General features: G+C 51.1%; 2 protein-coding genes. One reads left to right on the top strand and one right to left on the bottom strand.

All coding sequences use genetic code 11. From position 1 onward, the window contains the following. Positions 1-824: ATP-binding protein (locus STRDD11_RS14720; protein ID WP_241209441.1), on the bottom strand; the 824-nt coding region annotated here is incomplete at its 3' end. A gap of 209 nt (positions 825-1,033) precedes the next feature. Between STRDD11_RS14720 and STRDD11_RS11250 the strand changes: the two genes are divergently transcribed. Next, positions 1,034-1,250: glycerol-3-phosphate acyltransferase (locus tag STRDD11_RS11250; RefSeq protein WP_206512710.1), on the top strand; the 217-nt coding region annotated here is incomplete at its 3' end.

The raw sequence follows: 1,250 nt of genomic DNA on the forward strand, positions 1-1,250 counted from the left end.
ACAAAGGATAAGATATTGTCCGAATAGCCGTCATTGTACTGCAGGGCCACCTGGACCTGAAAGCCGCTCTCCTCCCCCTCAAAATAGAGGACCGGCGTCAGGGTTTCCTTGTCTTCATTGAGGTAGCTGACAAAGTCCTGAACGCCGTTTTCATAGTGAAATTCTGCCTTTTCACCGCTGCGCTCGTCGGTCAGCGACAGATGGACATTTTTGAGCAGGAAGGCGGACTCATTGAGCCGCTCGGCGATCAGATTGTACTTAAAATCAGTGGTTGAGAATATGCTGTCGTCGGGCATGAAGGTCACCTTGGTGCCTGACTTGGACTTAGGCGCCGTGCCGATTTTCTTGAGCGTGGTAACGGGCTTGCCGCCATTTTCAAAACGCTGCCGGTAGACCGCTCCATCGCGGGTAATCTCCACTTCCAGCCAGCTGGACAGGGCATTAACGACCGAGGAGCCGACCCCGTGGAGTCCGCCCGAAGTCTTGTAGCCGCCCTGGCCGAACTTACCGCCGGCATGGAGAACGGTGAAAATGACCTCAACGGTGGGGATTCCCGTAGCGTGCATCCCGACCGGCATGCCCCGTCCATGGTCAGCCACAGTCACAGAGCCGTCTTTATTGATGGTCACATCAATGCGGTCGCCAAAGCCTGACAGGGCCTCATCCACCGCATTGTCGACGATTTCCCAGACCAAGTGGTGCAGTCCTGCGCCGTCGGTCGAGCCGATATACATCCCCGGCCGCTTCCGGACCGCATCCAAGCCTTCCAATACCTGAATGGCATCATCATTGTAGTTATTAATGGTAATTTCTTTCTTTGCCAAAATAGACCTCCTAGTCAATTCATCTTTTCTATCTTACAAGTTTTTGGCGAATTTTGCAAAGATTTTTTTGAAAAAAATGCTGGTTACAGCTGATTTTATAGGAACAGCAGCCTTCCTCCCCGATATCCAAAAGTCCGACTAGACAAAAGCTGTCAAATATTCTCGCAGGCTGCTCTTGTCTCCGCTGAAATTCATGATATAATAAAATCATGATGAATACGATGATTGGTTTGATACTAGCATATTTACTGGGCTCCATTCCGACTGGACTGTGGATTGGGCTGATTTTCTTTAAAAAAAACCTGCGGGACTACGGCAGCGGCAATACCGGAACGACCAATACCTTCCGCATCCTGGGCAGGACGGCAGGAACGGCCACCTTTGCCATTGATTTTCTCAAAGGTACCTTGGCGACCCTGCTGCCCT

The organism is Streptococcus sp. DD11, assembly GCF_001578865.1.
Classification (GTDB): Bacteria; Bacillota; Bacilli; order Lactobacillales; family Streptococcaceae; genus Streptococcus; species Streptococcus panodentis.